The sequence below is a fragment of the Mesorhizobium sp. M4A.F.Ca.ET.050.02.1.1 genome (assembly GCF_003997725.1).
In the GTDB taxonomy this organism is placed as follows: Bacteria; Pseudomonadota; Alphaproteobacteria; order Rhizobiales; family Rhizobiaceae; genus Mesorhizobium.
Genome location: NZ_RZSG01000393.1, coordinates 1 through 5491 on the forward strand (window position 1 = coordinate 1; position 5491 = coordinate 5491).

General features: G+C 65.7%; 3 protein-coding genes and 1 pseudogene. 2 read left to right on the forward strand and 2 right to left on the reverse strand.

The genetic code is table 11. The annotated features are described in order from the left end of the window. Positions 1–471, forward strand: a pseudogene (locus EOA33_RS22480) (SH3 domain-containing protein); the annotation flags it as partial. A 238-nt stretch (positions 472–709) separates the two neighbouring features. Next, positions 710–4213 (forward strand): carbamoyl-phosphate synthase large subunit, encoded by a 3504-nt coding sequence (gene carB, locus EOA33_RS22485; RefSeq protein ID WP_126058765.1) that lies wholly within the window; start codon positions 710–712, stop codon positions 4211–4213. A gap of 50 nt (positions 4214–4263) precedes the next feature. Here the strand turns inward: carB and EOA33_RS22490 are convergent, their stop codons facing one another. Both EOA33_RS22490 and EOA33_RS22495 read right to left on the reverse strand, forming a co-directional pair. Next, complete coding sequence (locus EOA33_RS22490) at positions 4264–4656, reverse strand: RidA family protein (RefSeq protein WP_126058764.1); 393 nt, start codon at positions 4654–4656, stop codon at positions 4264–4266. 87 nt (positions 4657–4743) lie between these two features. Beyond that, positions 4744–5208, reverse strand: a complete 465-nt coding sequence (locus EOA33_RS22495) for a cupin domain-containing protein (RefSeq protein ID WP_126058763.1) — start codon at positions 5206–5208, stop codon at positions 4744–4746. Positions 5209–5491 lie beyond the last annotated feature (283 nt).

The window sequence follows — 5491 nt, forward strand, 5'->3', positions numbered from 1 at the left end:
CCCGCGCCACCGCCCGACCTGACGGCGCGCTTCGGCGAGGTAGATCAGGGCGCGCCGAAATCCGCCGCCGCGATCGGCAGGACGGCGATGGAAGATGCCTATGGCCTTGCCTTCGCGGCAAGCGAAAACCCCTCGACCGGGGAAATCCCCGGCGAGACCGCGACCGTGGCGCGGCTCGAGCCGCCGCAGGCGCCAGACGATGCCGGGACCGGCATTCCCAGCGCCCGCTATGTGGGCCAGCCGATGACCCTCTGCAAGGCAAGGATCGAGCACAAGGGCGCGGACAAGGCCGATGTCACCGTGACCTGGCCCGATGGCGGAACGCGCCTCATCTCCTTCTACGGCGGGCTGCCGGCTGGCTCGGATTCGCCGGACGAATTCCGCTTCACCCGCGAGGGCAGCCTCAACATGATCCGTGTCGGCGTTTCCGAGCGCTTCGAGATCACGGACCAGCTTGCGCTGGGGAATTAGGGATTAGGCAGCAGGCAGTAGGGAATGGGCACCAGTCGCCTGAACCTTCCCTACCCCCACTGTCCAATCCCTGCTGCCTAACCCCTACTGCCTAATCCCGCATTTTCGGGGTTACATCCGGCAAAACTCTTCCCTATAAGGCCCTCCTAGCCTGATACCAGAATCGCAAGCACAACCGGCCGGGTCCTCCCGTCCCGGCTTTTCGTGCAAGCCGCCCGCCGAACGGAACCCGTAGACCATGCCAAGACGCACCGACATCAAGTCGATCCTGATCATCGGGGCCGGCCCCATCGTCATCGGCCAGGCCTGCGAGTTCGATTATTCCGGCACCCAGGCCTGCAAGGCGCTGAAGGAAGAGGGGTTCCGCGTCATCCTTGTCAACTCCAACCCGGCCACCATCATGACCGACCCGGAGCTGGCCGACGCCACCTATATCGAGCCGATCACGCCGGAAGTGGTGGCCAAGATCATCGCCAAGGAGCGGCCGGACGCGCTGCTGCCGACCATGGGCGGCCAGACGGCGCTAAACACCGCCTTGTCGCTGCGCCGCATGGGCGTGCTCGAGCGCTATCAAGTCGAGATGATCGGCGCCGACGCGCACGCCATCGACAAGGCCGAGGACCGGGCGCTGTTCCGCCAGGCGATGAGCAAGATCGGGCTTGAGACGCCGCGCTCGATGCTGGCCAACGCCACCGACGTCAAGAATGCCGACCGCAAGACGCACGAAGCCGAGCGCGCGGCGCTGAAGGCCGAGAACCCCGACAATCTCGATGCCGCGCTCGATGCGCTGGAAACCCGCTGGAACCTCGGCGAAGGCGACCGCAAGCAGCGCTACATCAGCCATGGCATGGCGATCGCCGCTCAGGCGCTCGACCATGTCGGCCTGCCGGCCATCATCCGCCCCTCCTTTACCATGGGCGGCACCGGCGGCGGCATCGCCTACAACCGCGCCGAATTCTACGACATCGTCCAGTCCGGCCTCGACGCCTCGCCGACCACCGAAGTGCTGATCGAGGAGAGCGTGCTCGGCTGGAAGGAATACGAGATGGAGGTCGTCCGCGACCGGGCGGACAATTGCATCATCGTCTGCTCGATCGAGAACATCGACCCGATGGGCGTGCACACGGGCGACTCGATCACCGTCGCGCCGGCGTTGACCTTGACCGACAAGGAATACCAGATGATGCGCAACGCATCGATTGCGGTGCTGCGCGAGATCGGCGTCGAGACCGGCGGCTCCAACGTGCAGTTCGCCGTCAATCCGGCCGATGGCCGCCTGGTGGTGATCGAGATGAACCCGCGCGTCTCGCGCTCGTCGGCTCTGGCCTCCAAGGCGACCGGTTTCCCGATCGCCAAGATCGCGGCAAAACTCGCCGTCGGCTACACCCTGGACGAATTGGAGAACGACATCACCGGCGGCGCGACGCCGGCCTCGTTCGAGCCGTCGATCGACTACGTGGTGACCAAGATCCCGCGCTTCGCCTTCGAAAAGTTCCCCGGCGCCGAGCCGGTGCTTACCACCGCCATGAAGTCGGTCGGCGAGGTTATGGCCATCGGCCGCACCTTCCAGGAGTCCTTGCAGAAGGCGCTGCGCGGGCTGGAGACCGGCCTGACGGGTCTCGACGAAATCGAGATCCCCGGCCTTGGCCATGGCACCGCGCCTGCCAGCCACGTCGACGACCGCAACGCCATTCGCGCAGCACTCGGCACGCCGACACCCGACCGGCTACGCATGGTGGCGCAGGCGATCCGCATGGGCACCTCGCTGGAAGACGTGCACGCCATGTGCAAGATCGATCCTTGGTTCCTCGAGCAGATCGCCGGCATCATCGCCATGGAAGAACGCGTGCGCGAGCACGGCCTGCCGCAGGATGCCGCCAATCTGCGGATGCTTAAGGCGATGGGCTTTTCGGACGCCCGCCTCGCATCGCTGACCAAGACCGACGCCGAAGTCGTTCAGAAGACGCGCGAAAAGCTCGACGTGCATCCGGTCTACAAGCGCATCGACACTTGCGCCGCCGAGTTCGCCTCGCCCACCGCCTACATGTACTCGACCTATGAGGTTCCGTTCGCAGGCAGCCTCGCCAACGAGGCCAAGGTGTCGGCGCGCAAAAAGGTCGTCATCCTCGGCGGCGGCCCGAACCGCATCGGCCAGGGCATCGAGTTCGACTATTGCTGCTGCCACGCGGCGTTTGCGCTACGCGACGCCGGCTACGAGGCGATCATGGTCAACTGCAACCCGGAGACCGTCTCTACCGACTACGACACCTCCGACCGGCTCTATTTCGACCCGCTGACGGCGGAGGACGTGCTGGAGATCCTGCGCGCCGAGCAGGCGTCCGGCGAACTGGTCGGCGTCATCGTCCAGTTCGGCGGCCAGACGCCGCTCAAGCTCGCCGACGCGCTGGAGAAGGCCGGCATCCCGATCCTCGGCACCTCGCCCGACATGATCGACCTCGCCGAGGACCGCGACCGTTTCCAGAAGCTGCTGCACAAGCTCGGCCTGACCCAGCCGAAGAACGGCATCGCCTATTCGGTCGAGCAGGCCCGCCTCGTCGCCGGCGAGCTCGGCTTTCCGCTGGTGGTGCGCCCGTCCTATGTGCTCGGCGGCCGCGCCATGCAGATCATCCATGACGAGGGCATGCTGCAGACCTACCTGCTCGACACCGTGCCCGGCCTGGTGCCGGAGGACATCAAGCAGAAATACCCCAACGACAAGACCGGCCAGATCAACACGCTGCTGGGCAAGAACCCGCTTCTGTTCGATACCTATCTGACCGGCGCCATCGAGGTCGACGTCGACTGCCTCTGCGACGGCAAGGCGACCTTCGTCTCCGGCATCCTGGAGCATATCGAGGAGGCCGGCATCCATTCCGGCGACTCGGCCTGCTCGCTGCCGGTGCACGCGCTGCCTTCGGACCTTGTCGACGAGTTGGAGCGGCAGACGGCCGCCTTGGCTCGCGCGCTCAATGTCGGCGGCCTGATGAACGTGCAATACGCGATCCAGGACGGCACGGTCTATGTGCTGGAGGTCAACCCCCGCGCCTCGCGCACCGTGCCCTTCGTCGCCAAGACGATCGGCAGGCCGATCGCCAAGATCGCGGCCCGCATCATGGCCGGTGAGACGCTGGAAGACGCCTTCGCCCATTACGGCCCGATGCCCGATCCGCGCAACCCCGGCCACATCGCCGTCAAGGAAGCCGTCTTCCCCTTCGCCCGCTTCCCCGGCGTCGACATCCTGCTCGGGCCGGAAATGCGCTCGACCGGCGAGGTGATGGGCCTCGACCGCGACTTCGCGCTCGCCTTCGCCAAGAGCCAGCTCGGCGCCAATGTCGACCTGCCGCGCTCCGGCACGCTGTTCGTCTCGGTGCGCGACGAGGACAAGAAGGGCATCCTGCCCGCCGTCAAGCGCCTCGCCGGCCAGGGTTTCAAGGTGCTCGCCACCTCCGGCACCGCCCGCTTCCTCGCCGAGAACGGCGTGGTCGCCGAAAAGATCAACAAGGTGCTCGAAGGCCGCCCGCACATCGAGGACGCCATCCGCAACCGCCAGGTCCAGATCGTCTTCAACACCACCGACGGCCAGAAGGCGGTGTCGGACTCTAAGTCACTGCGACGTGCCACGCTGATGCAGAAGGTGCCGTACTACACGACGCTGTCGGGCGCTGCTGCGGTCGCCGAGGCGATCGCGGCGCTGCGGGCCGGGAGCCTGGAGGTCACGCCGCTGCAGGAGTATTTTGGATGACAGTCATCCGCTTTCAACGCCCGCAAGTTCGATCAGGGACAACTCTCCCTTCACCCCACCGCCACACACTCGATCTCGATATCAAACTCCATCGGCCATGACGCTACCGGCACGAAGGTGCGCGACGGCGGGTTTTCGGGGAAGTGCTCTGCATAGACGCGGTTGATGGCGTTGTAGAAGCCGGCATTGGCGGCGTAGATGCGCACCATCTGCACCTTGTCCAGCGAGCTGCCCGCCGCATCCAGGCAATGCTTCATCGCCCTCAGCGACGCCTCGGCCTGCACCTCGATGTCGCCCTTGACCAGCTTGCCCGTCGCAACATCGAGCGGCGGCATGCCGGAGACGAAGACCAGCCCCGCCCCCCTGGTCACCAGCGACAGCGGCACGCCGAGCGCGCGCACAGCCGCCGACAGCACCGGCACTTCGACGATTTCCTTGGCCATGACAATCCTCCCTTGTCTGGGAGTGAGCTTATCGCCGCATCGGAGAAAAGCCAGCGGCGGCCTTCTCCCCTTGTGGAAGGGAAGAGGCTAGCCCTGCCCCGGATACGGCCTCCCATCCTTGTGCAAAAACCGTCCATCCGAGCTCGGGCTCATCATGTCGATGTCGGAGCAGGTTATGACATCCTCCGGATTGCGCGAACCAACTTCCAGATAGCGCGCGGTGGCCGAAGAGCGGTTGATCATGTGGTGCCCGTTGCCGCTGTTCTTGGCGAAAGCAGCACTATCGCCCGCCCTGAGCAGCGTTTCGCGGCCGTCCTCGACCAGCGTCAGTTCGCCCTCCAGCACATAGACGAGCTCGTCCTCATGGCTGTGCCAGTGGCGCTGGCTCGACCAACCGCCGGGCGGCAGCGTCATCAGGTTGACGCCGAAATCCTTCAGGCCGCCCGCGTCGCCGAGGCGGCGGCGCGTGCGCCCGGCGCAGGGCTGATCGAAGGGTGAAGGGTAGCCGGAACCCTTGCGGATTGGCACGGATGACAGGTCGATCTTGGGCATGGCAGGCTGCTCCGTTGGTTTCTACGCCGGCATTGTCGAAGCGCGCTCCCCTTCTCCCCTTGTGGGAGAAGGTGGCCGAGCGGAGCTCGGTCGGATGAGGGGTGCTCCAGCTTGGCGATGCGCCAGTTTTACAACCGTCCTGTCGGCGCCGGGAAGGCGCACAATCGCGACTGTCTCATTCCTTCCAACACCCCTCATCCGTCTCGGCGCTGGCGCGCCGATCCACCTTCTCCCACAAGGGGAGAAGGGAACGACTTGCCCTCACCCCTGATGCGCCACTGCC